This is a genomic window from Pseudomonas sp. FG29 (assembly GCF_057809355.1).
The window spans coordinates 199,352-224,178 of the sequence record NZ_JBMDJU010000001.1; the positions used below are offsets into that span (position 1 = coordinate 199,352).

At 63.6% G+C, this 24,827-nt stretch carries 23 protein-coding genes; 19 read left to right on the forward strand and 4 right to left on the reverse strand.

Annotation, left to right across the window (positions count from 1 at the left end; translation table 11 throughout):
- Positions 1–9 precede the first annotated feature (9 nt).
- The 9 genes from prfB (at position 10) to ACODS1_RS01035 (ending at position 8,193) form a co-directional block, all read left to right on the forward strand.
- A protein-coding gene (gene prfB, locus ACODS1_RS00995) for a peptide chain release factor 2 (protein WP_489084175.1) occupies positions 10–1,105 on the forward strand; the annotation gives its coding sequence in 2 pieces (ribosomal slippage) (positions 10–81 and positions 83–1,105; 1,095 coding nt in all).
- A gap of 119 nt (positions 1,106–1,224) precedes the next feature.
- Positions 1,225–2,727, forward strand: a complete 1,503-nt coding sequence (lysS, locus tag ACODS1_RS01000) for a lysine--tRNA ligase (protein WP_489084176.1) — start codon at positions 1,225–1,227, stop codon at positions 2,725–2,727.
- 129 nt (positions 2,728–2,856) lie between these two features.
- Entirely contained in the window at positions 2,857–3,570 is a 714-nt protein-coding gene (locus ACODS1_RS01005; protein ID WP_489084177.1) for a TetR/AcrR family transcriptional regulator, read from the forward strand.
- Between the two features lie 37 nt (positions 3,571–3,607).
- Complete coding sequence (locus tag ACODS1_RS01010) at positions 3,608–4,159, forward strand: hypothetical protein (protein WP_489084178.1); 552 nt, start codon at positions 3,608–3,610, stop codon at positions 4,157–4,159.
- 8 nt (positions 4,160–4,167) lie between these two features.
- Positions 4,168–5,457 (forward strand): flavohemoglobin expression-modulating QEGLA motif protein, encoded by a 1,290-nt coding sequence (locus ACODS1_RS01015; protein ID WP_489084539.1) that lies wholly within the window; start codon positions 4,168–4,170, stop codon positions 5,455–5,457.
- A 47-nt stretch (positions 5,458–5,504) separates the two neighbouring features.
- Positions 5,505–6,164, forward strand: coding sequence for a Bax inhibitor-1 family protein (locus ACODS1_RS01020; RefSeq protein ID WP_322981032.1), 660 nt, complete (start codon positions 5,505–5,507; stop codon positions 6,162–6,164).
- A gap of 79 nt (positions 6,165–6,243) precedes the next feature.
- Entirely contained in the window at positions 6,244–6,990 is a 747-nt protein-coding gene (locus tag ACODS1_RS01025) for a TIGR00266 family protein (RefSeq protein ID WP_489084179.1), read from the forward strand.
- Positions 6,980–7,873, forward strand: a complete 894-nt coding sequence (locus tag ACODS1_RS01030; protein ID WP_489084180.1) for an alpha/beta hydrolase — start codon at positions 6,980–6,982, stop codon at positions 7,871–7,873. The genes ACODS1_RS01025 and ACODS1_RS01030 overlap by 11 nt, the downstream gene beginning before the upstream one ends.
- On the forward strand, positions 7,870–8,193 hold the full coding sequence (locus ACODS1_RS01035) for a PA3694 family proteiin (RefSeq protein ID WP_322981029.1): 324 nt from the start codon (positions 7,870–7,872) through the stop codon (positions 8,191–8,193). The genes ACODS1_RS01030 and ACODS1_RS01035 overlap by 4 nt, the downstream gene beginning before the upstream one ends.
- Before the next feature lie 987 nt (positions 8,194–9,180).
- On the opposite strand, the gene lptF is transcribed toward ACODS1_RS01035, so the two are convergent.
- Positions 9,181–9,975 carry a lipotoxin F family OmpA-related lipoprotein LptF gene (gene lptF, locus ACODS1_RS01040; RefSeq protein WP_489084181.1) on the reverse strand — a complete coding sequence of 265 codons (795 nt, stop codon included), beginning with the start codon at positions 9,973–9,975 and terminating at the stop codon, positions 9,181–9,183.
- A gap of 47 nt (positions 9,976–10,022) precedes the next feature.
- Positions 10,023–10,436: a DUF4398 domain-containing protein gene (locus ACODS1_RS01045; RefSeq protein ID WP_489084182.1), complete on the reverse strand. Its 414-nt coding sequence runs from the start codon at positions 10,434–10,436 to the stop codon at positions 10,023–10,025.
- 278 nt (positions 10,437–10,714) lie between these two features.
- Here ACODS1_RS01045 and ppc point away from each other — a divergent pair, with 278 nt between their 5' ends.
- The 7 genes from ppc to ACODS1_RS01080 all read left to right on the forward strand — a co-directional run bounded on the left by ppc (position 10,715) and on the right by ACODS1_RS01080 (position 18,134).
- A complete protein-coding gene (ppc, locus tag ACODS1_RS01050) occupies positions 10,715–13,342 on the forward strand; it encodes a phosphoenolpyruvate carboxylase (RefSeq protein WP_489084183.1) in 2,628 nt (875 codons plus the stop codon).
- A gap of 269 nt (positions 13,343–13,611) precedes the next feature.
- Complete coding sequence (gene adk, locus ACODS1_RS01055; RefSeq protein WP_322981621.1) at positions 13,612–14,259, forward strand: adenylate kinase; 648 nt, start codon at positions 13,612–13,614, stop codon at positions 14,257–14,259.
- A gap of 220 nt (positions 14,260–14,479) precedes the next feature.
- Positions 14,480–15,265, forward strand: coding sequence for a 5'-nucleotidase, lipoprotein e(P4) family (locus tag ACODS1_RS01060; RefSeq protein WP_489084184.1), 786 nt, complete (start codon positions 14,480–14,482; stop codon positions 15,263–15,265).
- 127 nt (positions 15,266–15,392) lie between these two features.
- On the forward strand, positions 15,393–16,073 hold the full coding sequence (gene tsaB / locus ACODS1_RS01065; protein ID WP_489084185.1) for a tRNA (adenosine(37)-N6)-threonylcarbamoyltransferase complex dimerization subunit type 1 TsaB: 681 nt from the start codon (positions 15,393–15,395) through the stop codon (positions 16,071–16,073).
- Positions 16,074–16,177: 104 nt separating this feature from the next.
- Complete coding sequence (locus ACODS1_RS01070) at positions 16,178–16,522, forward strand: hypothetical protein (protein WP_322981624.1); 345 nt, start codon at positions 16,178–16,180, stop codon at positions 16,520–16,522.
- 28 nt (positions 16,523–16,550) lie between these two features.
- On the forward strand, positions 16,551–17,420 hold the full coding sequence (locus ACODS1_RS01075; RefSeq protein WP_489084186.1) for a DUF72 domain-containing protein: 870 nt from the start codon (positions 16,551–16,553) through the stop codon (positions 17,418–17,420).
- Between the two features lie 12 nt (positions 17,421–17,432).
- On the forward strand, positions 17,433–18,134 hold the full coding sequence (locus ACODS1_RS01080; protein WP_489084187.1) for an extensin-like domain-containing protein: 702 nt from the start codon (positions 17,433–17,435) through the stop codon (positions 18,132–18,134).
- Positions 18,135–18,211: 77 nt separating this feature from the next.
- Here ACODS1_RS01080 and ACODS1_RS01085 read toward each other — a convergent pair whose 3' ends face one another.
- Entirely contained in the window at positions 18,212–18,979 is a 768-nt protein-coding gene (locus tag ACODS1_RS01085) for a hypothetical protein (protein ID WP_489084188.1), read from the reverse strand.
- A gap of 106 nt (positions 18,980–19,085) precedes the next feature.
- On the opposite strand from ACODS1_RS01085, the gene ACODS1_RS01090 reads away from it, so the two are divergent.
- Complete coding sequence (locus ACODS1_RS01090) at positions 19,086–19,865, forward strand: class I SAM-dependent methyltransferase (RefSeq protein ID WP_489084189.1); 780 nt, start codon at positions 19,086–19,088, stop codon at positions 19,863–19,865.
- A gap of 18 nt (positions 19,866–19,883) precedes the next feature.
- On the opposite strand, the gene ACODS1_RS01095 is transcribed toward ACODS1_RS01090, so the two are convergent.
- On the reverse strand, positions 19,884–20,534 hold the full coding sequence (locus ACODS1_RS01095; RefSeq protein WP_489084190.1) for a TetR/AcrR family transcriptional regulator: 651 nt from the start codon (positions 20,532–20,534) through the stop codon (positions 19,884–19,886).
- Positions 20,535–20,625: 91 nt separating this feature from the next.
- Between ACODS1_RS01095 and ACODS1_RS01100 the strand changes: the two genes are divergently transcribed.
- Entirely contained in the window at positions 20,626–21,729 is a 1,104-nt protein-coding gene (locus tag ACODS1_RS01100; protein ID WP_489084191.1) for an efflux RND transporter periplasmic adaptor subunit, read from the forward strand.
- A gap of 4 nt (positions 21,730–21,733) precedes the next feature.
- Complete coding sequence (locus ACODS1_RS01105) at positions 21,734–24,805, forward strand: efflux RND transporter permease subunit (protein WP_489084192.1); 3,072 nt, start codon at positions 21,734–21,736, stop codon at positions 24,803–24,805.
- Positions 24,806–24,827: the final 22 nt, after the last annotated feature.

Consider the following 24,827-nt stretch of genomic DNA (forward strand, 5'->3'; position numbering starts at 1 on the left):
CCGACTACCATGGAAATCAATCCGATCCTCAACGCCATCAAGGACCTGTCCGAGCGGACCCAGTCGATTCGGGGGTATCTTTGACTACGATCACAAGCATGATCGCCTGGTCGAAGTAAACCGCGAGCTGGAAGACGCCAGCGTCTGGAACAAGCCCGAATACGCCCAAGCCCTGGGCCGTGAGCGCGCCATGTTGGCGCAGATCGTCGAAACCATCGATGACCTCACCGGCAGCCTGAGCGATTCCCGCGACCTGCTGGAAATGGCCGCCGAAGAAAACGACGAAGGGGCGGTGAGCGACATCGTCGCCGAAGTCGAACGCTTGCGCGAAATCCTCGAGAAGCTGGAGTTCCGCCGCATGTTTAGCGGCGAGATGGACGCCAACAACTGCTACCTGGACATCCAGGCCGGCTCCGGCGGCACCGAGGCCCAGGACTGGGCCAACATCCTCCTGCGCATGTACCTGCGCTGGGCCGACAAGCGCGGCTTCAGCGCCGAGATCGTCGAGCTGTCCGAGGGTGAAGTCGCCGGTATCAAGGGCGCCACCGTGCACATCAAGGGCGAATATGCCTTCGGTTGGCTGCGCACCGAGATCGGCGTGCACCGCCTGGTACGCAAGAGCCCGTTCGACTCCGGCGCGCGTCGCCACACCTCGTTCTCGGCGGTGTTCGTCTCCCCCGAGATCGACGACAAGGTGGAAATCGAGATCAACCCGTCCGACCTGCGCATCGACACCTACCGCTCCTCCGGTGCCGGTGGTCAGCACGTCAACACCACCGACTCGGCGGTGCGGATTACCCACGTGCCGACCAACACCGTGGTGGCCTGCCAGAACGAACGTTCCCAGCACGCCAACAAGGACACCGCCATGAAGATGCTGCGGGCCAAGTTGTACGAGCTGGAGATGCAGAAGCGCAACGCCGCCTCGCAGGCGCTGGAAGACAGCAAGTCGGACATCGGCTGGGGCCACCAGATCCGCTCCTACGTGCTCGACGACTCGCGCATCAAGGATCTGCGTACCGGCGTCGAGCGCAGCGACTGCCAGAAGGTGCTCGACGGTGACCTCGACGGTTACCTCGAGGCCAGCCTCAAGCAGGGGCTTTGACAGCACTGCAAGCTTCAAGCGACAAGCTGCACGTTGAAGCGGATGGGCCTCGGCTGAGGCATCCGCTTCAGCCTGGCAGCGATCTTTCCAGAATGATGATTTGACCGGGACGACCCGCCATGAGCGACCAACAACTCGACCACAACGAACTGCAACAGGAAGAAAACAAGCTGATTGCCCAGCGCAAGGAAAAGCTTGCTGCCGTCCGTGAGCAGGGCATTGCCTTCCCCAACGATTTCCGCCGCGACAGCCTGTGCGCCGACCTGCAGAAACAGTACGAGGGCAAGAGCAAGGAAGAGCTGGAAGCCGCTGCCATCCCGGTGAAGATCGCCGGGCGCATCATGCTCAACCGTGGCGCCTTCATGGTGCTGCAGGACACTTCCGGTCGCCTGCAGGTTTACGTCGACCGCAAAGGCCTGCCGGCCGAAACCCTGGAAGCGATCAAAACCTGGGATCTGGGCGACATCATCGCCGCAGAAGGCACCCTGGCGCGCTCCGGCAAGGGCGACCTGTACGTGCACATGAACAACGTGCGCCTGCTGACCAAGTCGCTGCGCCCGCTGCCGGACAAGCACCACGGCCTGACCGACACCGAGCAGCGCTATCGCCAGCGTTACGTCGACCTGATCGTCAACGAGGAAACCCGCCACACCTTCCGCGTACGTTCGCAGGTGATCGCGCACATCCGTCGCTTCCTCAACGAGCGCGGCTTCCTCGAAGTGGAAACCCCGATGCTGCAGACCATCCCCGGTGGTGCCGCAGCCAAGCCGTTCGAGACGCACCACAATGCGCTGGACATGGCCATGTTCCTGCGTATCGCCCCGGAGTTGTACCTCAAGCGTCTGGTTGTCGGTGGCTTCGAGAAAGTGTTCGAGATCAACCGCAACTTCCGTAACGAAGGCGTCTCGACCCGGCACAACCCCGAGTTCACCATGCTCGAGTTCTACCAGGCCTACGCCGACTACCGCGACAACATGGATCTGACCGAGGAGCTGTTCCGCGAACTGGCCCTGGCCGTGCTGGGCACCACCGACGTGCCGTATGGCGACAAGGTGTTCCACTTCGGCGAGCCGTTCGTGCGCCTGTCGGTGTACGACTCGATCCTCAAGTACAACCCGGACATCACCGAGGCTGACCTGAACGACGTCGAGAAAGCCCGCGCCATCGCCAAGAAGGCGGGCGCCAAGGTGCTTGGCCACGAAGGCCTGGGCAAGCTGCAGGTGATGATTTTCGAGGAGCTGGTGGAGAGCAAGCTGGAGCAGCCGCACTTCATCACCGAGTACCCGTTCGAAGTCTCGCCGCTGGCGCGTCGCAACGATCAGAATCCGGCCGTGACCGACCGCTTCGAGCTGTTCATCGGTGGCCGCGAGATCGCCAACGCCTACTCCGAGCTCAACGACGCCGAAGACCAGGCCGAGCGCTTCCTCGCCCAGGTGGCCGAGAAGGACGCCGGTGACGACGAAGCCATGCACTACGATGCTGACTTCGTCCGCGCCCTGGAGTACGGCATGCCGCCGACCGCTGGCGAAGGCATCGGCATCGACCGTCTGGTGATGCTGCTGACCAACTCGCCGTCGATTCGCGACGTCATTCTCTTCCCGCACATGCGCCCGCAGGCCTGATGCCTCACAGAAAGCCGCCTTCGGGCGGCTTTTTGCTGCCTGAGCCATGATCGGCGAGGCTCTTTTGATCAGCCCGCCAAGCCAGTACTCTGCTGTTTCCTAATCGAGCAATCCGAGGGTCGACCCATCGTGAGTCGTACGTCATCCCTACCGAGTGCCACCCAGGCGGCTCAGGCCGCTGCCGAAAGCGTGCAATACCAGGGTCGCAAGGCCAGTCGTCAGGGTAGCGAGCAGCGCCGTCAGGCCATTCTCGACGCAGCGCTGCGCATCATCGTGCGTGACGGTGTACGCGCCGTCCGCCACCGTGCGGTTGCCGCCGAAGCTGATGTGCCGCTATCGGCGACCACCTACTATTTCAAGGACATCGACGACCTCATCACCGACACCTTCGCCCTGTTCGTCGAGCGGGGGGCGGTGTCGATGGCCGAGTTCTGGCAGGGCACCCAGGCCTTGCAGCAGGAACTTGTCAGCCGCCTGGACGGTAGCCGCCAGGCCCGCCAGCAGGTGGCCGACGAGATCGCCGCGTTCACCGCAGCCTATATCCAGCAGCAACTGCGCGAGCGGCGTGACCATCTGATTGCCGAACGTGCCTTCGAGCAGGAGGCGCTGATCAACCCGCGTCTGCACGAGCTGGTGCGGGCACATCGGGAGATTTTGCTGCAGGGTGTCAGCCACTTCTTCGAAATGCTGGGCTCGACCCAGCCCAGGCAGGATGGCGAGCTGTTGACGGCCGTGATCCTGCAGATGGAGTATCGAGGCCTGCTCGAGGGCGTCGAGCATCTGGACAGCCAGGGAATGCTGGCCATTCTTAAACGCTATATCGATCTGGTTCTGGGGCTGTGATGCAGCCTGGGCTGGTGGTGTGCACAAGGAGAGCGAAATGAAAGCCTGGCGCGTACTGGTCGCCTTGTCCTTCCTGTTACTGAGTGGTTGCCTGGTCACCTTCCGGGAGCCGATTCCGGCCAATGAGGCCGCGCCGATTCCTTTGCTGGGCGAGTGGACACGCGAGGACGAGTGGGGCGATCAGCTGTTCCTGGAAATTACCCGGGCCGGCTCCAACCTCTACGAAGCGCGAATGTACGAGGGCAGCCCGGATAATCTCGCCAGCCTCGAGACCTTCGGTTTCACCGTCGCTCATCATGGCCGCCGTTGGTATGTCTCGGCGGGCTTGCCGAAAAGCCTGGGCGCCAATTTCGCCATCGCCGGTTTCGAACTGACCAGGGACAACGAGCTGGTGGTGTACAACCTCGATGTCGAACACATCCTGCAGGACATGAACAAGGGCCTGCTGCAGGGCCAGAAGGTGTCCATGCCGGAAGCTGATGGCGCCCTGATCACCAGCCCGCTGGACAAGGTATTCACCTATCTCGACGACCCGGCCAATGCCGATCTGTTCGTCGAAGTAGCGCGTTATCAACGCGCCGCCGAGTAACGATGAGCATGAACAGCCAGCAGAAACTGGACGATTACCAACTCTGTATCCGCGCCCTGAGCGACCGCATCGTCGAGGCGCAGACGCCGATTCGCGTACTGGATGCGGTGAAATGGGACGACGGCATCCGCGATGCCTTCCTCAAGGCCAAGGGCAAGGCCCTGCCAGCGGTTGACCGCGACTACTACCTGAGCCGGCCGCTGGGCTTCGATGCCGCAGCCAAGCGCCTGGAGTTCCAGAACATCGAGCGCGACATCACTCGCCAACTGGGCCAGTTCAACCCGGTCGGGCAGATCATGCGGCGCATGTGTCGCGAGTACCGCATGGTCATCCGCATGCTCGAAGCGCGTGGCACCGAGGACTTCGGTCTGATCAGCCAGGAACTCTACGGCGCGGCGTCCGATGCCTTCCATGCCGGTGATCCGACCCTCGCCGATCTGGGCCTGATGCTTTCGGACTACCTCAACAACATCGCCGCGCGCGGTGATCTTGAAGACGAGCCCAAGACCCTCGGCGCGGGTGATGCGGTGAACATCCTGCAGCAACGCCTGGCCGAGGTGTTCGGCGACGACACGGTACGTGTGCTGGAGTCCGACGGCATTCTCGCCGATGCCGCTGCCGGCGCCGACTACATCAAGATTCGCAGTGACGCCCGCTTCAACGAGCGCGACGTCAAGGCGCTGGAAGTGCATGAAGGCCTGGTGCATGTCGGCACCACCCTGAACGGCCTGAACCAGCCGATTTGCACCTTCCTGGCCAAGGGGCCGCCCTCGTCGACCGTGACCCAGGAAGGCCTGGCCATCCTCATGGAAGTGATCGCCTTCGCCTCCTACCCGACGCGCCTGCGCAAGCTGACCAACCGTACCCGCGCCATCCACATGGCGGAGGAGGGCGCCGATTTCCTCGAGGTATTCGAGTTCTTCCGTGAGCAGGGTTACGGCCTGGAAGGCGGCTACAGCAATGCCAGCCGGGTATTCCGGGGCTCGCTGCCCAATGGCCTGCCGTTCACCAAGGATCTGTCGTACCTGAAAGGCTTTATCCTCATCTACAACTACATCCAGTTGGCGGTGCGCAAGGGCAAGCTGGAGCAGATCCCTCTGTTGTTCTGCGGCAAGACCACCCTGGAAGACATGCGTACCCTGCGTAAGCTGGTGGACGAGGGGCTGGTGTTGCCGCCCAAGTACCTGCCACCGCAGTTCCAGGATCTCAACGCACTGTCGGCATGGATGTGCTTCTCCAACTTCCTCAACCACCTGAGCCTGGATCGCATCGAAGCGGACTACGCCAATATCCTCTGATCGGCGCCGCACTGGCGCCAGACCACCTCCGTAAAAGGACTTATCTCATGGAACACTCGGTTTTCGAGCGACAAGGACAGCTCACGGATAGGCTGATCAGCCCGGCCGCCTACAACCTGGTCATCGGCCTGGCCCTGCTCTGGGGCTTCATGTGCAACTGGTGGATGGTGGCTAACATCAGCACCGATTGGATACGCAGCCTCAATCCCTGGGTGTTCTATGGCGGCTATTTCGCCTCGTGCATGCTCGGCGTCTATCTGTTCGCGCGTTCCAGCAACCCATTGGTGAGCTTCGTCGGCTACAACCTGGTGGTGGTGCCGTTCGGCTTGGTCGTCAATCTGGTGGTCAACCGCTACGACCCGCAACTGGTGCAGGAGGCGATCCGTATCACCGCGCTGGTGACGGTGGGGATGATGATTTTGGGGACGCTGTTTCCGGCATTCTTCAGGCGCATCGCCTCGGCCTTGACCGTGGCGCTGCTGCTGGTGATCGTCGTGGAACTGGTGGAAATCTTCGTGTTCCACACCCATCACGGCATCCTCGATTGGGTCGTGGTGCTGATCTTCTGCGGCTATATCGGTTACGACTGGGGGCGCGCCAACCAGATTCCGAAGACGCTGGACAATGCGATCGACAGCGCAGCGGCGCTGTACATGGACATCATCAATCTGTTCCTGCGTATCCTGCGCATACTCGGCCGTAAATGATTGGCGGATGCCGTGTCTGTTTGCTAACGCGGGAAACCGCCCAGGTCGTTGAGTCCCGATGAACCCAGGAGCCCCGTCCATGCCCAGCCATCAACTCGATTACGAAATCCTTGGCAGCTCCGCGCAATCAGTGGAGATCATCCTCGACCCCGGCGAGACGGTGATCGCCGAAGCCGGGGCGATGAACTACATGACCGACGGTGTGCGTTTCGAGACGCGCATGGGCGACGGCTCGTCCAGTGGGCTGTTGGGCAAACTGTGGAGCGCCGGCAAGCGCATGCTCACCGGCGAGTCGCTGTTCATGACCCACTTCAGCAATGCCGGCAACAAGCAGGCACGAGTCGCCTTCGCGGCACCTTATCCGGGGACGGTGGTGCCCATCGATCTGGCGCATGTTGGCGGTCGACTGATCTGCCAGAAGGATGCCTTTCTTTGCGCAGCGCACGGCACGCGCATTGGCATCAGCTTCGCCAAGCGTATCGGTGCCGGCTTCTTTGGGGGGGAGGGCTTCATCCTGCAGAAGCTCGAAGGCGACGGCCTGGCCTTCGTGCATGCCGGTGGCACGGTGATCCGCAAGGAGCTGAACGGCGAAACCCTGCGCCTCGATACCGGCTGCCTGGTGGCCTTCAGCGATGGCATTGACTACGACATTGCACTGGCTGGTGGGCTGAAAAGCATGCTGTTTGGCGGTGAGGGCATTCTCCTGACCACCCTCAAGGGTACCGGGACAGTGTGGATCCAGAGCCTGCCGTTCTCGCGTCTGGCCGAGCGCGTGCATGCCGCCACGGTGCAGGCCCGCGAGGAAGTACGGGCCGGTGGCAAGTAGTCTGCGCACCACGCTGTGTCTGCTCATCGCCCTGTGGCTGAGCGGCTGCAGCAGCCTGCTGTTCTATCCCGAGCCCGGCCTGCCGATCACGCCGACGCGAGCGGGCCTGGAATATCGCGATATCACCCTGCACGCCGCCGATGGTACGCGCCTGCATGCCTGGTGGTTGCCAGCCAAGGCGGGCGTTGCGGTCAAGGGCACGGTGCTGCATTTGCATGGCAATGGCGGCAACCTTGCCTGGCACCTTGGCGGTACCTACTGGTTGCCGGAGCAGGGTTACCAGGTGTTGATGCTCGATTACCGGGGCTATGGCCTCTCCGAGGGCGAGCCTGGCCTGCCAGCGGTGTATCAGGATATCGACGCTGCCTTCGCCTGGCTGGCGCAGGCGCCCGAGGTGCAGGGCAAGCCGCTGACGCTGCTCGGACAGAGCCTGGGCGGCGCCCTGGCCGTGCATTACCTGGCCGAGCATCCTGAACAACGCAGCCGACTGCAGGGCCTGGCACTCGATGGCGTGCCGGCCAGTTACCGCGACGTGGCGCGCAGCGTGCTGAACAAATCCTGGCTGACCTGGCCGTTGCAGGTGCCCCTGTCCTGGCTGGTGCCGGACGCCGACAGTGCCATTCGCTCGATCGATACGCTCGGGCCGTTGCCCTTGCTGATCTTCCACAGTCTTGACGACGACGTGGTGCCGTTTTCCAATGGCGCCCGTCTGAATGCGGCGACACGTTCGCCACACCGCTTCATCGAAACCCGTGGCGGACACGTCCAGACCTTCACCGAGGATGCCTGGCGCCAGGTGCTGCTGGCGTTCTTGCAGGATCCCCAAGTGGTCGTCACGCCATCGTTCCCCACTTCTGATTCCGCCTCCGAGAGCTCGCAATGAAAGAACGTGATCCCATCCCCATGATCCTTACCGGCATCGCCAGTATTGTCGGCACCATCGGCGTGCTCTGGTACTACGGCTATCTGCATTTCGCCAAGCCCGAAGATGCGCTGCTGCTGTCGGACTTCACCATGCTCAAGACCATTCCCGGCGAGGACTACAAGGTCTCGCTGCAACCGGCCGATCAGGTGGCGCAATGCGTTGATGGCGTGCTGGTGCTGTTCGATACCCAGCAAAAGGGCCTGACCGGCGTGCTGGTGGATCGCAAGAAGCAGGCTGTGCGCTGCCTGGGGCAGGAAACGCCAGCGCTGGAGCAGTGAGGCAAAAAAGGTTCTTCGCGGAGACTCGTAGACGTTAGGTTTGAGACCGGACTGGCAAGTTTGTGTGTTGGCTCGTATTGGCTCTTGGTGTTTTGGACGCCGCTGTGGTGTTTTCAGATAGTCCTGGTTTCGCCCCCTCGGGCGACTCACTTTTCTTTGAAATGCGCAAAGAAAAGTAAGCAAAAGAAACGCACCCCCGCCATCCGGGTCTCGCTTCGCTCGACTTCCCTCACTCCGGCATCGCTCCGGGGTCGGCTTACAAGGGCCATCCCTGGCCCTTTAAGCCTCTCGTGGCATCCATGCCACTCGCCCCCTGCGCAATGCCTACGTTCGGCCTCCTGAAGGGGGCATCTGCGCGCCTGAACGAACCGGCATTCCACAGATTGCTCGGCGTGTTCTAGTAGCGATGAAGTCGCGATTGGGTTGGCGAGTTAAACCAATAGTTTCATTCGCCGGGATAACTTGCCGGCTTTCAGCCGGTATCCCGGTCAGCCCTGAGGCTGACACACGTACAAGCACTCTGCACTACTTCTGGGTTAACTCAGGTTCAGGCGCGTGCAGAGCCCGCCCAGGAGGGCGAACGGAGTCGTCGTGGAAGAGGTCGAGCGACAGGATGTCGCGAGAGCCACGGAGGGCCATGGATGGCCCATCGTGGCGGGCCTCTGGAACGGCGATGGAGTGAGCGAACCCTGGCGCAGCCAGGGCCGGATGAACGGGCGGAAGGGTTTGGTTACTTTGCCCGCAAAGTCACTCGCCCGGGAGGGCGAAACCAGAAACATCAGCAAAAGCGCGGCAACTCGGAACAGGCACACAGAACAACCAACACCGAATTGCCAGTCCGGTATCAAACAAGCAGCGCCCTATAAAAATGGCGAGCTATAAAAAAGCCGATGCCAAAACCTGGCATCGGCTTTTCAGAGCGGTTCCGTGAAGTAAGCAGCCTTACGCCGTCAGGCGGGTCGCTGCTCTACCTCCGGGGGGAAGGTATCAGGCCCCGCTGGCCGAACGCGGCACCACCGGCTGGTTATCGTTGGAGATGGTCACCTCCACCCGGCGATTCTGCGCCCGCCCGGAGTCGGTAGAGTTATCCGCTACCGGATACTCCTTGCCATAACCCTGCGCGACGATCCGCGCCGGGTCGACACCGGCGCGCACCAGGGCCATGCGTACGGCGTTGGCGCGGCGCTCGGACAGGCTCTGGTTGTAGCTGGCCGAGCCGACGCTGTCGGTATAGCCCTCGACGATCACCTTGCGCTCCGGGTTCTCCTGGAGGAAACGTGCCAGCTGGGTGATGTTCGGGTAGGCGCTGCTCTTGAGCTCGGCCTTGTTGAAGTCGAACAGCACATCGCCAAAGGTCACCAGGGTGCCGCGCTCGGTCTGCTTGGTGTTGAGATCTTTGAGGCTGTCCTGCAACTTGCGGATCTGCGCATCGCGCGCATCCAGCAGAGCCTGAGCGCGCATGGACGAGGCGTTCTTCAGTTCGTCTTCAGCCTGGCGCAGGGCGATGGTCTGTTTGGCCACCTCGACGCGTTGGTTGGTCAGGTAGGCGAGCTGATCGACTTTCTTCTCGTCAGCGTCGTTCATGTAGGCCTTGTCAGCCTTATCCAGCCATTCCTTGGCTTCCTTGGTTTCCAGCGCCGCGAGTTTGCTGGCCTGTGGGTCACCCTGCAGCGAGGAGAAATTGCTGCGTGCCGATTCCAGGTTGGGGTTGGGCTGGCTGGCGCAGGCGACCAGGCCGATGCTCAGGGCCAGCAGAGTCGGAAGCATGATGTGTTTACGCATGGCGTTCATCCTTTGATCAGTCGTTGAATGGAGGCGTCGACTGCCCTTTACTGGGCGTTGCGCATGCCTTCTTCACGCAGCTCTTGAACCCCCTGACGGGCATCTTGCAGGGCACGTTCGGCCTTGGCAGCCTCGGCCTTGCGCTCGGCGAGGCGGGCGTCCCACTCGGCCTGTTCGGCCAGGCGGCGAGCCTTTTCGTAGTCCTCGTCATGCATGGCGAACTCGGCTTCCTTGAGTTTGTCCTGCGCGGCTTTCATCTCTACGGGGGCGTATTCGGTACCGCCTGCGCTGATGGCCGAATTGACCGCCGACTGCGTCACGGCGTATTGCTCGCTGGGTGGGTTGCCGGCGCAGCCGGCCAGAACCAGGCTGCTGCCCAGCATCAGGGCCGCCAGCTTGAGCACATGTGAACGTGAGCCGGTGGCTTTCGCGTTAAGGGTCTTCATGGTGGTTAACTCCATTTGCAACACTCCTATGAATGACGAGTTCCGTAACGGGTGGCGTATTGACCCTGCGGCGAGCCCTGTTCGAGCGGCCGGGTTCAGCGTCATCGCCTAGGGTTTCCGACAGGCATGTTCAACGGATGGTTCAGAAAAAATGACAGCCTGCTCATGATTTTCTGACTGACTGGTTAGTCATTTTCCTGCGCCAGAACGGTGGGCGGCAGGCAGCAAACCTTGAACCCATGCCCCTTGCTGGGCCACTCTGTGAGGCACGAATCCGGGGTGGAGAAAGCCTGATGACCGATATCGATCTGCGCTTGCGTAAAGACGTGCATCTGCTTGGCGAGCTGCTTGGCGACACCATTCGCCAGCAGCACGGCGAAGCCTTCCTGCAGAAGATCGAAGCCATCCGCCACAGCGCCAAGGCCGATCGCAGCGGCAGCTCCGAGCGCCTGAGCGCCACGCTTGCCAGCCTGGGTGAAGACGAGCTGCTACCGGTGGCACGAGCGTTCAACCAGTTTCTCAACCTGGCCAATATCGCCGAACAGCAGCACCGGGTGCGTCGCCGTCGGCCAGAGGAGCCCGCCCTGTTCGAAGACACCGTGCTCGACGAACTGCTCGAACGGCTGAGTGCAGCCGGACAGACGCCAGACGATCTCGCTCGGCAGATCGCTCGCCTGGACATTCAACTGGTGCTCACTGCACACCCCACCGAAGTGGCGCGCCGCACGCTGATCCAGAAATACGATGCCATCGCCGCGCAACTGGCCGCGCTGGATCATGACGACCTGCTGCCGGCCGAGCGCGAAGCGGTGGTCGAGCGTCTGCAACGGCTGATCGCCGAGGCCTGGCACACCGAGGAAATTCGCCGCAGCCGACCGACGCCGGTGGACGAGGCGAAGTGGGGCTTCGCCGTCATCGAGCATTCCCTGTGGCATGCCGTGCCGCAATTCTTGCGCCGCACCGACCGCAGTTTGCAGACCGCCACTGGCTTGCGCCTGCCGTTGACGGCGGCGCCGATCCGCTTCGCCTCGTGGATGGGTGGCGACCGCGACGGCAACCCCAACGTCACCGCCAGCGTCACCCGCGAAGTGCTGCTGCTGGCGCGCTGGATGGCCGCCGACCTGTACCTGCGCGATGTCGACAGCCTGGCTGCCGAGCTGTCCATGCAGCAGGCCAGTGACGCGTTGAAGAGCCGTGTCGGCGATGTGCCCGAGCCCTATCGGGCGCTGCTCAAGCAGTTGCGCGAGCGTCTGCGCGCCACGCGCCAGTGGGCGCACGAGTCGCTCGCTGGTGAAGTGTCAGCGCCTGCGAGCGTGCTGCAGGACAATCAGGAGCTGCTCGAGCCGCTGCAGCTCTGCTATCACTCGCTGCACGAGTGCGGCATGGGCGTGATTGCCGATGGCCCGCTGCTCGACTGCCTGCGCCGGGCGGCCACCTTCGGCCTGTTCCTGGTGCGCCTGGACGTGCGTCAGGACTCGACGCGGCATGCTGCAGCGCTGTCGGAAATCACCGATTACCTCGGCCTCGGACGCTATGCCGACTGGGACGAGGAGCAGCGCCTGAGCTTCCTGCAACGTGAACTGGACAACCGCCGGCCGCTGTTGCCCGGCGACTATCGACCCAGCGCGGATACCGCCGAAGTACTCGCTACCTGCCGCGAGGTCGCGGTTGCACCAGCCGCCTCGCTGGGTTCCTACGTGATTTCCATGGCCGGCGCGGCTTCCGATGTGCTGGCGGTGCAACTGCTACTCAAGGAGGCCGGGTTGCGCCGGCCGATGCGTGTGGTGCCCCTGTTCGAAACCCTGGCCGATCTGGACCACGCCGGCCCGGTGATCGACCGCCTGCTGCAGTTGCCGGGCTATCGGGCCCGGCTGCACGGGCCGCAGGAGGTGATGATCGGCTATTCCGACTCGGCCAAGGATGCCGGCACCACGGCGGCGGCCTGGGCGCAATATCGGGCACAGGAGGAGCTGGTGCGCCTATGCCGCGAGCATCAGGTCGAACTGCTGCTGTTCCATGGCCGTGGTGGCACCGTCGGGCGAGGCGGTGGCCCAGCGCACGCGGCGATCCTGTCGCAACCGCCGGGGTCGGTGGCCGGGCGTTTCCGCACCACCGAGCAGGGGGAGATGATTCGCTTCAAGTTCGGCCTTCCGGACATCGCCGTGCAGAACCTCAACCTCTACCTGGCGGCGGTTCTGGAGGCCACGTTGTTGCCACCTCCGGTGCCGGAACCCGCCTGGCGGGCGATGATGGATCGCCTGGCTGAAGCGGGCGTGCAGGGCTATCGCGGCGTGGTACGTGAGCATCCGCAGTTCGTCGAATACTTCCATCAGGCGACGCCGGAGCAGGAACTGGGGCGCCTGCCATTGGGCAGCCGACCGGCCAAGCGGCGCGCCGGTGGCGTGGAAAGCCTGCGGGCGATCCCGTGGATCTTCGCCTGGACGCAGACCCGCCTGATGCTGCCGGCCTGGCTGGGCTGGGAGCAGGCTCTGGGCCAGGCGCTGCTGGCAGGGGAGGGCGATCTGCTGCGGCAGATGCGCGAGCGCTGGCCCTTCTTCCGTACCCGCATCGACATGCTGGAGATGGTGCTGGCCAAGGCCGACATGGCCATTGCCGAATTGTACGACCGGCGCCTGGTCGAGGCGGCGCTGCAGCCCCTGGGTGCGCAGTTACGCGACCTATTGTCGCAGGCATGCTCTGGCGTGCTGGAAGTGACCGGCCAGTCTCAGCTGCTTGCGCACAGCCCGGAGACCCTGCAATCGATCAGCGTGCGCAACACTTACCTCGATCCCCTGCACCTGCTGCAGGCCGAGCTGCTGGCGCGCTGCCGACTGCGCGAACAGGCGCCGGAGAGCCCTCTAGAGCAGGCGTTGCTGGTCAGTGTGGCGGGTATCGCCGCGGGCTTGCGCAATACCGGTTGAGGACTGAGCAGGGGCCCGGATCCTCTGTCTGGACGAGGCCCCATGCGCTCGAGAGTAGGGGTTTGCTGCGACTTTTGGCTGCTTGTGCAGCAGGGGGGCGCTGTGTATCTTGGACAGCCTTTTGGCCGCTTCGGCAGCCATAAACCACTTGAGAGATTGGCACCACGAGGGTGCTTCTAAAAACCTGGCGCTGACAGCTCAGGCCGTTTTTAGAAGTGCCCACGAGGCGAATCCGACCGATAACTATACAAATCTTGAGGAGCACATCGATGCGCGTGATTCTGCTGGGGGCGCCCGGTGCCGGCAAAGGTACCCAGGCTCGCTACATCACCGAGAAATTCGGCATTCCGCAAATCTCCACGGGTGACATGCTGCGCGCAGCGGTCAAGGCGGGTACCGAACTGGGCCTGAAAGCCAAGAGCGTCATGGACGCCGGTGGCCTGGTCTCCGATGACCTGATCATCAATCTGGTCAAGGAGCGTATCGCTCAGGCCGATTGCGCCAATGGCTTCCTCTTCGATGGCTTCCCGCGCACCATTCCCCAGGCCGAAGCCCTGCGTGACGCCGGCGTTGCCCTCGACCACGTGGTGGAAATCGCCGTGGACGACGAGGAAATCGTCAAGCGCCTGTCCGGTCGTCGCGTACACCCGGCTTCCGGCCGCGTCTACCACACCGAGTACAACCCGCCTAAGGTCGCCGGCAAGGACGACATCAGCGGTGAAGAACTGGTTCAGCGCGAAGACGACAAGGAAGAAACCGTGCGTCATCGCCTGTCGGTCTACCACTCGCAAACCAAGCCGCTGGTGGACTTCTACCAAAAGCTCTCGGCCGAGACCGGTACGCCCAAGTACACCCACATCCCGGGTGTTGGCAGCGTCGAGCAGATCACCGAGAAGACCCTGGCCGCACTGTCCTGAGTCGATCCGCAGCATCCCGAGCCCTGCCTGACAGCAGGTGCTCCGCACAAAGGCCCGTTACGGGCCTTTGTCGTTTCTGAGGGGTTGACCCGCCGTTTCGGTCGGCAGCGGGTATGAAGCTCTCGGCCAGGCGCGTTAGCATCAGTCTGCTGTCTTCGGCTCAGGCCGCTTCGTGACACGCGCGCGGCATGGGTCATCACCCCAGGAAAGAGGACATTCAATGACCGAGAAATCAGCGCATCGCCGTATCTGGTTGGGGCTGGCTGCAGCCCTGTTGAGCGTTCCCGCAGTGCAGGCAGCGGACACATCGTCTGCCAAGCCCGATTGCGCGGTGTCGGAATTCACCATGGGGCTGCGTTTCCAGCAGCAGTCGGCAGAAATCCAGGCGCTGCAACTGCAGGCCTACAACATCGCCACGGAGAAACTGGACAAGGCCGTCGCGGCCGCCAAGGATCCATCGAAGCTGGCCATCGTCACCGACCTCGATGAAACAGTGATCGACAACAGCGCCCTCCTGGCGCGTGACCTGGCCAACTGTCACCAGTACGACGCCTGGGACACCTGGCTGCCCTGGGAGCGTGAAGGTACGCCGGCATTGATCCCCGGTGCCAAGCAGTTCCTCGAACATGCCGACAAGCTCGGCGTGACCATCCGCTACGTCTCGGATCGCGCTGACGAACAGAAGAAGTACACCCTGGCCACCCTGCGCAAACTGGGCCTGCCGCAGGTTTCCGAAGAGAGCGTGCTGTTGCTCGGCCCGCCCAAGGTGGAGCGCCGCGCCCTGGTCAGCGCCGATCATCAGATCGTCCTGCTGCTCGGCGATACCTTGCACGATTTCGATGCGCGTTTCCGCAAGACGCCGCTCGATGAGCAGCGCAAGACACTTGCTGAGGAAGCCGGCAAGTGGGGCACCGAGTGGATCGTGTTCCCCAATGCGGCCTACGGCACCTGGTCCAAGGCACCGCTCAAGGGCTGGGATGCCAAGATGGAAATCCAGCCCTGGTAACGGCCTGCTGAGCCCGGCGGCATGGCCACCCGGTCATGCCGGTCGTCCCGGGTGCCGCTACCGTGCTGGAAAAAAAAGCGCTGAGCCGGTCTAATGCCGGCTCTTTTCATTGCGCCGTACAAACACGATGACCACTCTCCTGGCCCTGGATACCGCCACCGAAGCCTGTTCCGTTGCTCTGCTGCATGACGGCCGTGTGCTCAGCCACTACGAAGTGGCGCCGCGCCTGCATGCGCAGCGCCTGCTGCCGATGATCCAGCAGATGCTCGGTGAGGCGGGCATCGCCGCAGCGGAGCTGGACGCCATCGCCTTTGGTCGTGGCCCCGGCGCTTTCACCGGCGTGCGTATCGCTATCGGTGTCGTGCAGGGGCTGGCTTTCGCTCTGGATCGACCAGTGCTGCCGGTGTCCAACCTGGCCGTGCTGGCACAACGCGCACTGCGCGAGCAGGGCGCGCGACAGGTCGCCGCCGCCATCGATGCGCGCATGGACGAGGTCTATTGGGGCTGTTACCGCGAAGAGAGCGGTGAGATGCGCCTGTTCGGCCAGGAAGCGGTGCTGCCGCCGGAACAGGCCGAGGTGCCGCGTGGTGCCGAGGGCGACTGGTTCGGTGCGGGCACTGGCTGGGGCACCCATGCCGCGCGTATCGCCCTCAAGCCGAACGCTATCGATGGCAGCCTCCTGCCGCACGCAGAAGACCTGCTCAGCCTGGCGCGCTTCGCCTGGGCTCGAGGTGAGGCTGTGGTGGCCGATCAGGCGCAACCGGTGTACCTGCGTGATCAGGTGGCGACACCGAAAGTCCCTGCATGAGGCTGAGCCGAACACGCTGTCTGCTGACGTTTGCCAAGGCGCCTCAGCACCGCTACATTGCCAGCACCCTTTCCGTTTTTATCGAGTTCGCCGAGCACTTCTGAATGCGCATCGACGGTTATCTTCCCTCCTATTCGCCGGATCGCGGCCCCCGTTCGGGGACGGCGGTCACGCCTTATCGCGAGGCGCAGCGTGAGGTGGAGGTGCGGCGTGAACAACCCGCCGCACCGTCGAACAGCCAGGGGCTGGAGCAACAGCCGCAGATTCGTCGCGTCCAGGCCAGCAGCGCCAATACCGACAGCCTGCCGGCGCGCACCCAGAATGCCAGCTACGCCCAGCCGCAACTGAGCAGCCGCAGCGCTCAGGCGCTTGCCAGCTACAGCACCACGGCCAGCTATGCCAACGAATCCGACGCACAGGAAGTGCTCGGGCTCGATCTCTACGCCTGACGCCCTCCGGCGCGGCGCGCATCATTCGATGACTTCGACACTTCCCTATTACCTCGGTTGTCCGTCCTGGAGCGAGGCTGCCTGGCGCGCCACGCTCTATCCTGCCGATACCCGACCCAACGATTTTCTCGCGCGCTACACCGAGGTGTTCAACGCGGTGGAAGGCAACACCACCTTCTACGCCCGGCCCAGCGAGCAGACGGTGGCGCGCTGGGCGCTGGCGATGCCGGCGCATTTTCGCTTCTGCGCCAAGCTGCCGCGTGACATCAGCCATAGCGACGACCTGTGCCAGCAACTGGAGCCAAGCCTCGACTTTCGTCAGTTGCTGGCGCCGCTGGGCGAGCGGGTGGCGCCCTATTGGTTACAGCTTCCGGCCAGTTTCGGCCCTTCGCGCCTGGCCGAACTCGAGGCCTTCATCGAGGCCTGGGGCGATACGGCACTGGCCGTCGAAGTGCGTCATGGCGAGTTCTTCGCCAAGGGCGATGCCGAACGTATGCTCAACCGCCTGCTGCATGAACGCGGGGTCGAGCGCATCTGCCTGGACTCGCGCGCGCTGTTCAGTTGCGCTTCGCAGGAACCTGCGGTGCTGCACGCGCAGGCCAAGAAACCGCGCCTGCCGACTCGGCCAACCGCCTTCAGCCAGAGCCCGCAACTGCGCTTCATCGGCCATCCCGAGCTGCTGGCCAACGACCCCTTCATGACGCCCTGGCTGGACAAGGTCGCCGGCTGGATCGAGCAGGGTCTGAGCCCCTACGTATTCCTGCACACCTCGGACAATCGCCTCGCCCCCGAGCTGGCGCGGCGCTTCCACCAGCGGCTGAGTGAGCGTCTGCCTGGCATGCCCGCACTGCCCCAATTGCAGGTGGAGCCGGAACTGGAGCAACTGGGCCTGCTCTGAGAGTGCATGAGCATGTTGACGAGGATCGTCGGTCGCACCCTGTTACTGGCGCTGTTGCTGGGCGCCGCGCTACTCCTGGCGATCTGGCGGGTATGGCTGGAGGTGCCGCCGCGCTTCGACCCCTGGGCGCCACTGGATGTACGCGAGACGCCGAACCTGCTGACCCGCTTCAAGCTCTGGCGCCTGAGCGATGATCGCGCCTTGTGTGACCAGGCCCTGGCGACTTCCGGGCTGCGTGTCACGCGTCTGGCCGACAGCACGCCGCAGCCGGGCTGCCTGATCGAGAACGCGGTGCGTATCCACAGCGCCGAGGTCGGTTTGAGCAGCAGCTTCATGTCCACCTGCCCGCTGGCGGTGAGTTTTGCCCTGTTCGAGCGTCACGGCCTGCAGCCGGCTGCGCAGGCCGTATTTGGCCAGCCCGTGGTGCGTCTCGAACACGTCGGCAGTTTCGCCTGTCGCAGCATCGCCGGCAGCCAACGGCCCAGTCAGCACGCCTATGCCAACGCGCTGGATATGGTCGGCTTCCGTCTGCGTGATGGCCGGCACATCAGCGTGCTGCATGACTGGACGGGGCAGGGCGACAAGGCGCGCTTTCTGCGCCTGGTGCAGGAAGCCGCCTGTGACAGCTTCAATGTCACCCTGGGGCCGCAATACAACGCTGCGCACCGTGACCACTTTCATGTGGATATGGGCCTGTGGCGGATGTGTCGCTAAGGCGTTTGCGATCCGTAGGGCGGGTGCAAACCGCCACAGCGCCAATGGCGGGTTGCACCCGCCCTACGGAGCAGACACTAGCGTTTGGCCAAGAGCAGGTCGGCGGCCTGTCCGCTGCGCCCGTCGGCGAACTGGAACTGACCCAGTTGCGCGATCTGGTCGTAAGCACCCAGCGCGATATTCACATCACGTGCGCGCAGATCGATGGCGCTGACACCTGCCTCGCTCAGGGTCTGCAGTTGCTGTCGACCCTGGGCGTCGAAACGCAGCAGGCGTAGCTGGTCGAAGACGCTGTCGGCGGCGTCGATACGGCCGTCGCCGTTGTCATCGAAACGGGCCAGCTCGGCAAAGCCATTGGCGGCGTTATGCTGGTCACCGAACAGCTCGCGGCCATCGTCGATGCGGCCGTTAGCATTACGATCCAGGGCCAGCAGTGCGTCGTCGCCGGTCGGTACGCTGATAGAGTCCATGCGTCCATCGGCATCCAGGTCGAAACGCACCGGGCGGCCCAGCCCGCTGGTGGCAAAGCCGTTGCCGGCCAGATCCAGCACCAGTGGATCCACCTGCTGAGGTGTCGCTGTGGCTGTCACGTTGAGCTCCAGGCTGCGCTGTTCGACCACGGCCTGGCTGAGCGCCGCTGCGCTGCTGGAGACGGCGGGCGGTTCCGACGTCTGGCCGAGTTCGCGGGTGAGGTCGCCTGGTGTGGGCTGATCCTCGATCCCCAGGGTGCGGCGCAGAATCTGATAGTCGACCGATTCGCGCGTGGCGCGGTCGAGCTCATCGTCGGAGGGGCGCAGTCGGGCCGATGCGCTGCTGGCACGTGGAGCGGAGAGGGCGTCGAACATGATCACACTCGATGCGGCTGTTGGCGGCCGGGTCTGGCAGAATGCCGCTTCTTCGATATCGGCCGAGTGGCCGATGCTTTGAGTGATTTTTGAGCAGAACGAGCCAATGACCGACGAGCGGCATAACGCCAGTATTCGCATGCAAGCCTTGCATCCTCAGTACGCCGAAGCAGCCGCCCAGTGGGCGGCGCGGCTCGGCCTGGCTGTCGAGGGGGAAACCGAGTACGCCTTGCAGTTAGGCGATGACGGGCTGCAACTGGTCGAGCTGGGCGATAAGGCGCCTGGCCCGGTACGGGTGGATTTCGTCGAGGGTGCGGCCGCCCATCGCCGTCAGTTCGGCGGTGGCAGCGGCCAGATGATCGCCAAGGCCGTCGGTGTGCAGTCGGGCATTCGCCCACGCATTCTCGATGCAACGGCCGGGCTGGGGCGCGATGCCTTCGTGCTCGCCAGCCTGGGCTGCGACATGACGCTGATCGAGCGTCAGCCTCTGGTTGCCGCGTTGCTGGAAGATGGTCTGCAGCGGGCGGCGCTGAATCTGGAGGTTGCGCCGATTGCGGCGCGCATGCGCCTGCTCACCGGTAATGCTATCGAGCTGATGCAGGGCTGGCAGGATGAGGCGCCACAGGTAATTTACCTCGATCCGATGTTCCCGCACCGCGACAAGAGTGCGCTGGTGAAGAAGGAGATGCGTCTGTTCCGCCCCTTCGTCGGTGACGATCTGGATGCACCGGCGCTGCTGGCGGCAGCGCTGGCGCTGGCGACTCATCGGGTGGTGGTCAAGCGTCCGCGCAAGGCGCCGGCCATCGAGGGGCTCAAGCCGGGTTACGTGCTGGAGGGCAAGTCCAGCCGTTATGACATCTACCCGAAGAAAAAGCTGGAAGCCTGAACCTCGGACAGGGCCTCGTTACTGCGCGCCAAGTTCTGGCCGATAGGCGCGCAGGAACAGCTGCACGGCATCCTGGACATGGTATTCGGCATCTGCGTCTTGCAGCGGGGCGCCGCAGCCGATCAGCAGGCGGAAGTGCGCACCACCCTTGAGCAGACAGAAGAAATGATCCGCCGCGCGCGGCGCGTCATCGATGTCCAGCAGGCTGCGCTGCGCGGCCTTGCCCAGCAGCAGTTCCATCTCCTGCTGAATGCGCAGGGGGCCCGCCTCGTAGAACATCTGCGCCAGCTTCGAACCCTGGCTGGCCAGGTTGACCATCATGCGGTGCATTTCCACCGACTCGCGACTGTTGATCAGCGTGAGGAAGCCACGGCCAATTTCGACTAGCTGCTTTTCCAGCGGTACGTCATCCGGCAGTTCGAACAACAGCTCGGGCAGTTGCTCTTCGCACTTGGCCTTGATCGCGGCGGAGAACAGCGTCTCCTTGTCGGTGAAGTGGCTGTACACCGTGAGCTTGGAAACGCCAGCCTCGGCGGCGATGGCGTCCATGCTGCTGCCGTCGTAGCCATTGCGCAGGAACAGGCATTTGGCCGCATCCAGAATGGCGCGGCGCTTGGCGGGATCCTTCGGTCGACCGGGGCCGGAAGGCTGTAACAACTTGTTGGGCATTGGCGGATTTTAATACTGGACTGGCGAGTTTGCTATTTTTACTATACCCGGCAGTACAAATATTCCAAACCTTCCCCGAAAGGTCGCCAACATGTTTCGCCACGCCCTTCCGCTCGTTGCGTCTCTGGGTCTCGCCATGCTGCTCGCTGCCTGCAGCAACGATGAGCAGACCGAACAATCCCTTCGTCCTGCCATGGTGGTTCAACCACAACCTGCCGCCGCTCTGGTCGACAGCTACCCCGGTGAGGTGCGGGCACGTTTCGAGCCGGAGCTGGCTTTCCGCATCGCCGGCAAGGTGAGCAAACGCCTGGTGGATGTCGGTGATCGGGTGAAGAAGGATCAACCGCTGGCCCAGCTCGATCCTCAGGACGTGCGTTTGCAGCTTGACGCTTCGCGGGCCCAGGTGGCGGCGGCCGAAGCCAATCTGCAGACCGTGCGCGCCGAGCGTGAGCGCTACAAGACCCTGCTGGCCCGCAACCTGGTCAGCCGCTCGCAATTCGACAACATCGAAAATCAGTACCGCTCCGGCGAGGCGCGACTGAATCAGGTCAAGGCGGAATACGACGTGGCCCGCAACCAGACCGACTACGCCGTGCTACGCGCGTCTCAGGACGGCGTGATCGCCCGCCGTTCGCTGGAGGTCGGGCAGGTGGTGGCGGCCGGGCAGGGCGTTTTCACCTTGGCGGCCGATGGCGAGCGTGAGGTGCTGATCAGCCTGCCGGAGCAGAGCGTGGGGCGGTTCCAGATCGGCCAGGCGGTCGAGGTGGAGCTGTGGTCACAGCCGGGGCAGCGCTTTCCCGGTCGCATCCGCGAGATGGCGCCGGCGGCTGACTCGCAGTCGCGTACCTTCGCCACGCGCGTGGCCTTCACCGAAGGCCAGGTGCCCGCCGAGCTGGGGCAGAGCGCGCGGGTCTTCATCGTCAGCGACGGCCAGGTGCCGCTGGCCGTCCCTCTGTCTGCGCTCAGTTCCGAGCAGGGCCAGCCGTTCGTCTGGGTGGTCACTCCTGGTGAGCACAAGGTCGAACGGCGGGCGGTGCGCGTCGGCGCTTATGGTGACAACCAGGTACCGGTGCTGGAGGGGCTGAAGGCGTCCGACTGGGTGGTAGCTGCCGGCGTGCAGGTGCTGCGCGAGGGGATGCAGGTGCGGCCTGTGGATCGCGCCAATCGCAACGTCGAAATGGCCGCCAAGGAGTAAGCCGATGAGCTTCAACCTGTCTGCCTGGGCGCTGCGCCACCGCGAGATCGTGCTCTACATCATGCTGCTGCTGGCCATCGTCGGTGGGCTTTCCTACACCAAGCTGGGGCAGAGCGAGGATCCTCCCTTCACCTTCAAGGCCATGGTGATCCGTACCCTCTGGCCGGGCGCCAGTGCCGAAGAAGTGTCGCGTCAGGTCACCGAACGCATCGAGAAGAAGCTGATGGAAACCGGCGAATACGACCGTATCGTCAGTTTCTCCCGGCCGGGTGAGTCGCAGGTCACCTTCATGGCGCGCGACTCCATGCACAGTTCGGAGATTCCCGACCTTTGGTACCAGGTTCGCAAGAAGATCGGCGACATTCGTTACACCTTGCCCTCCGGCATCCAGGGCCCGTTCTTCAATGACGAGTTCGGTACCACCTTCGGCAATATCTATGCGTTGACCGGCAATGGGTTCGACTACGCAGTGCTCAAGGACTACGCCGACCGCATCCAGTTGCAGCTGCAGCGCGTCAAGGACGTGGGCAAGGTGGAACTGGTCGGCCTGCAGGACGAGAAAATCTGGATCGAGCTGTCCAACACCAAGCTGGCCACTCTCGGTCTGCCGCTGTCGGCGGTGCAGCAGGCGCTGGAGGCACAGAATGCGGTGGCGGCCGCTGGCTTCTTCGAAACCGATAGCGAGCGCATCCAGCTGCGTGTCACCGGCCGTTTCGAGTCGGTGGACGAGATCCGCAGCTTCCCCATTCGCGTCGGTGACCGCACCTTCCGCATCGCCGACGTGGCCGAGGTCAAACGCGGCTTCAACGATCCGCCCGCGCCGCGCATGCGCTTCATGGGCGAGGACGCCATCGGCATTGCAGTGTCGATGAAGGCCGGCGGCGACATCCTCGTGTTGGGCAAGGCGCTGGAAGAGGCGTTCGCGCGTCTGCAGCAGACCCTGCCGTTGGGCATGGAGCTGCGCAAGGTGTCCGATCAGCCGGCAGCGGTGAAGACGGGCGTGGGCGAGTTCGTCAAGGTGCTGGTGGAGGCATTGACCATCGTCCTGCTGGTCAGCTTCTTCTCCCTTGGGCTGCGTACCGGGCTGGTGGTGGCGTTGGTCATCCCGCTGGTGTTGGCTATGACCTTCGCGGCCATGTACTACTTAGGCATAGGCCTGCACAAGATTTCTCTCGGCGCGCTGGTGCTGGGTCTGGGCTTGCTGGTGGACGACGCGATCATCGCGGTGGAGATGATGGCCATCAAGATGGAGCAGGGCTATGACCGCCTCAAAGCGGCCAGCTTCGCCTGGACCAGCACGGCCTTCCCCATGCTCACCGGCACGCTGATCACGGCGGCGGGCTTTCTGCCCATCGCCACGGCGCAGTCGGGCACCGGCGAGTACACCCGCTCGATCTTTCAGGTGGTAGTGATCTCTCTGGTGGCCTCGTGGATTGCCGCCGTGATGTTCGTGCCCTATCTGGGCGACAAGCTGTTACCGGATCTGGCCAAGCTGCATGCTTCCAAACATGGCGATGGTGGCGCTCACGATCCGTATGCGACCCCCTTCTATCGACGTGTCAGGGCTCTGGTGGAGTGGTGCGTACGCCGCCGCAAGACGGTGATCGTGCTGACCCTGGGCTTGTTCGTGGCTTCAATCGTGCTGTTCCGCTTCGTGCCACAGCAGTTCTTCCCGGCCTCCGGTCGGCTGGAGCTGATGGTCGACATCAAGCTGGAGGAGGGCGCCTCGCTGCTGGCCACCGAGGCTGAGGTCAAGCGTCTGGAAGAGATGCTCAAGGCGCAGAGCGGGATCGACAACTACGTGGCCTACGTGGGAACCGGTTCGCCGCGTTTCTACCTGCCACTCGATCAGCAATTGCCTGCAGCCAGTTTTGCCCAGTTCGTCGTGCTCGCCAGCAGCATCGAAGAGCGTGAACGGCTGCGTACTTGGCTGATCCAGGTGATGCGTGACGAATTCCCCACGCTGCGCAGCCGTGTCAGCCGTCTGGAAAATGGCCCGCCGGTGGGCTATCCGGTGCAGTTCCGCGTCAGTGGCGAGCACATCGACGAGGTGCGCGCCCTGGCTCGCCAGGTGGCGGACAAGGTGCGGGAGAACCCGCACGTGGCCAACGTGCACCTGGATTGGGAAGAACCGAGCAAGGTGGTCATCCTCAATATCGACCAGGATCGCGCGCGGGCGCTGGGCGTCAACACGGCCGAGCTGTCGCGCTTTCTGCAAGGGTCGCTATCCGGTACCAGCGTCAGCCAGTATCGTGAGGACAACGAGCTGATCGAGATTCTGCAGCGTGGCACGCCCGAGGAGCGCAAGGCACTGAGCCAGCTACCGAGCCTGGCGGTGCCGACCGACAGCGGGCGCAGCGTGGCGCTGTCGCAGGTGGCGACGCTGGAGTACGGCTTCGAGGAGGGCATCATCTGGCACCGCAACCGCCTGCCCACCGTGACCGTGCGCGCCGATGTTTATGGCAAGGAGCAGCCGGCCAGCCTGGTGATGCAGATATCTCCGACGCTGGATCCGATCCGCGCCGAACTGCCCAGTGGCTACCTGCTGGAAGTCGGCGGTACCGTGGAGGACTCCGCACGCGGGCAGAAGTCGGTCAATGCGGGTATCCCGCTGTTCATCGTGGTGGTGCTGACCCTGCTGATGCTGCAGTTGCGTAGCTTCTCGCGTTCGGCCATGGTGTTCCTCACCGCGCCGCTCGGGCTGATCGGGGTGACCCTGTTCCTGCTGCTCTTCCGTCAGCCGTTCGGCTTCGTTGCCATGCTCGGCACCATCGCCCTGGCGGGGATGATCATGCGTAACTCGGTGATTCTGGTCGACCAGATCGAACAGGACATCAGCCATGGGCTGGGTCGCTGGCAGGCCATCATCGAGGCCACCGTCAGGCGTTTCCGCCCCATCGTGCTGACGGCCCTGGCCGCCGTGCTGGCGATGATTCCGCTGTCGCGCAGCGTATTCTTCGGGCCGATGGCGGTCGCCATCATGGGCGGCCTGATCGTCGCCACGGCATTGACCTTGCTGTTCCTGCCGGCGCTGTATGCGGCCTGGTTCCGGGTCAAGGAAAACGAAGCGCATTGATTGGCATGAGGTGCTTCAGCGG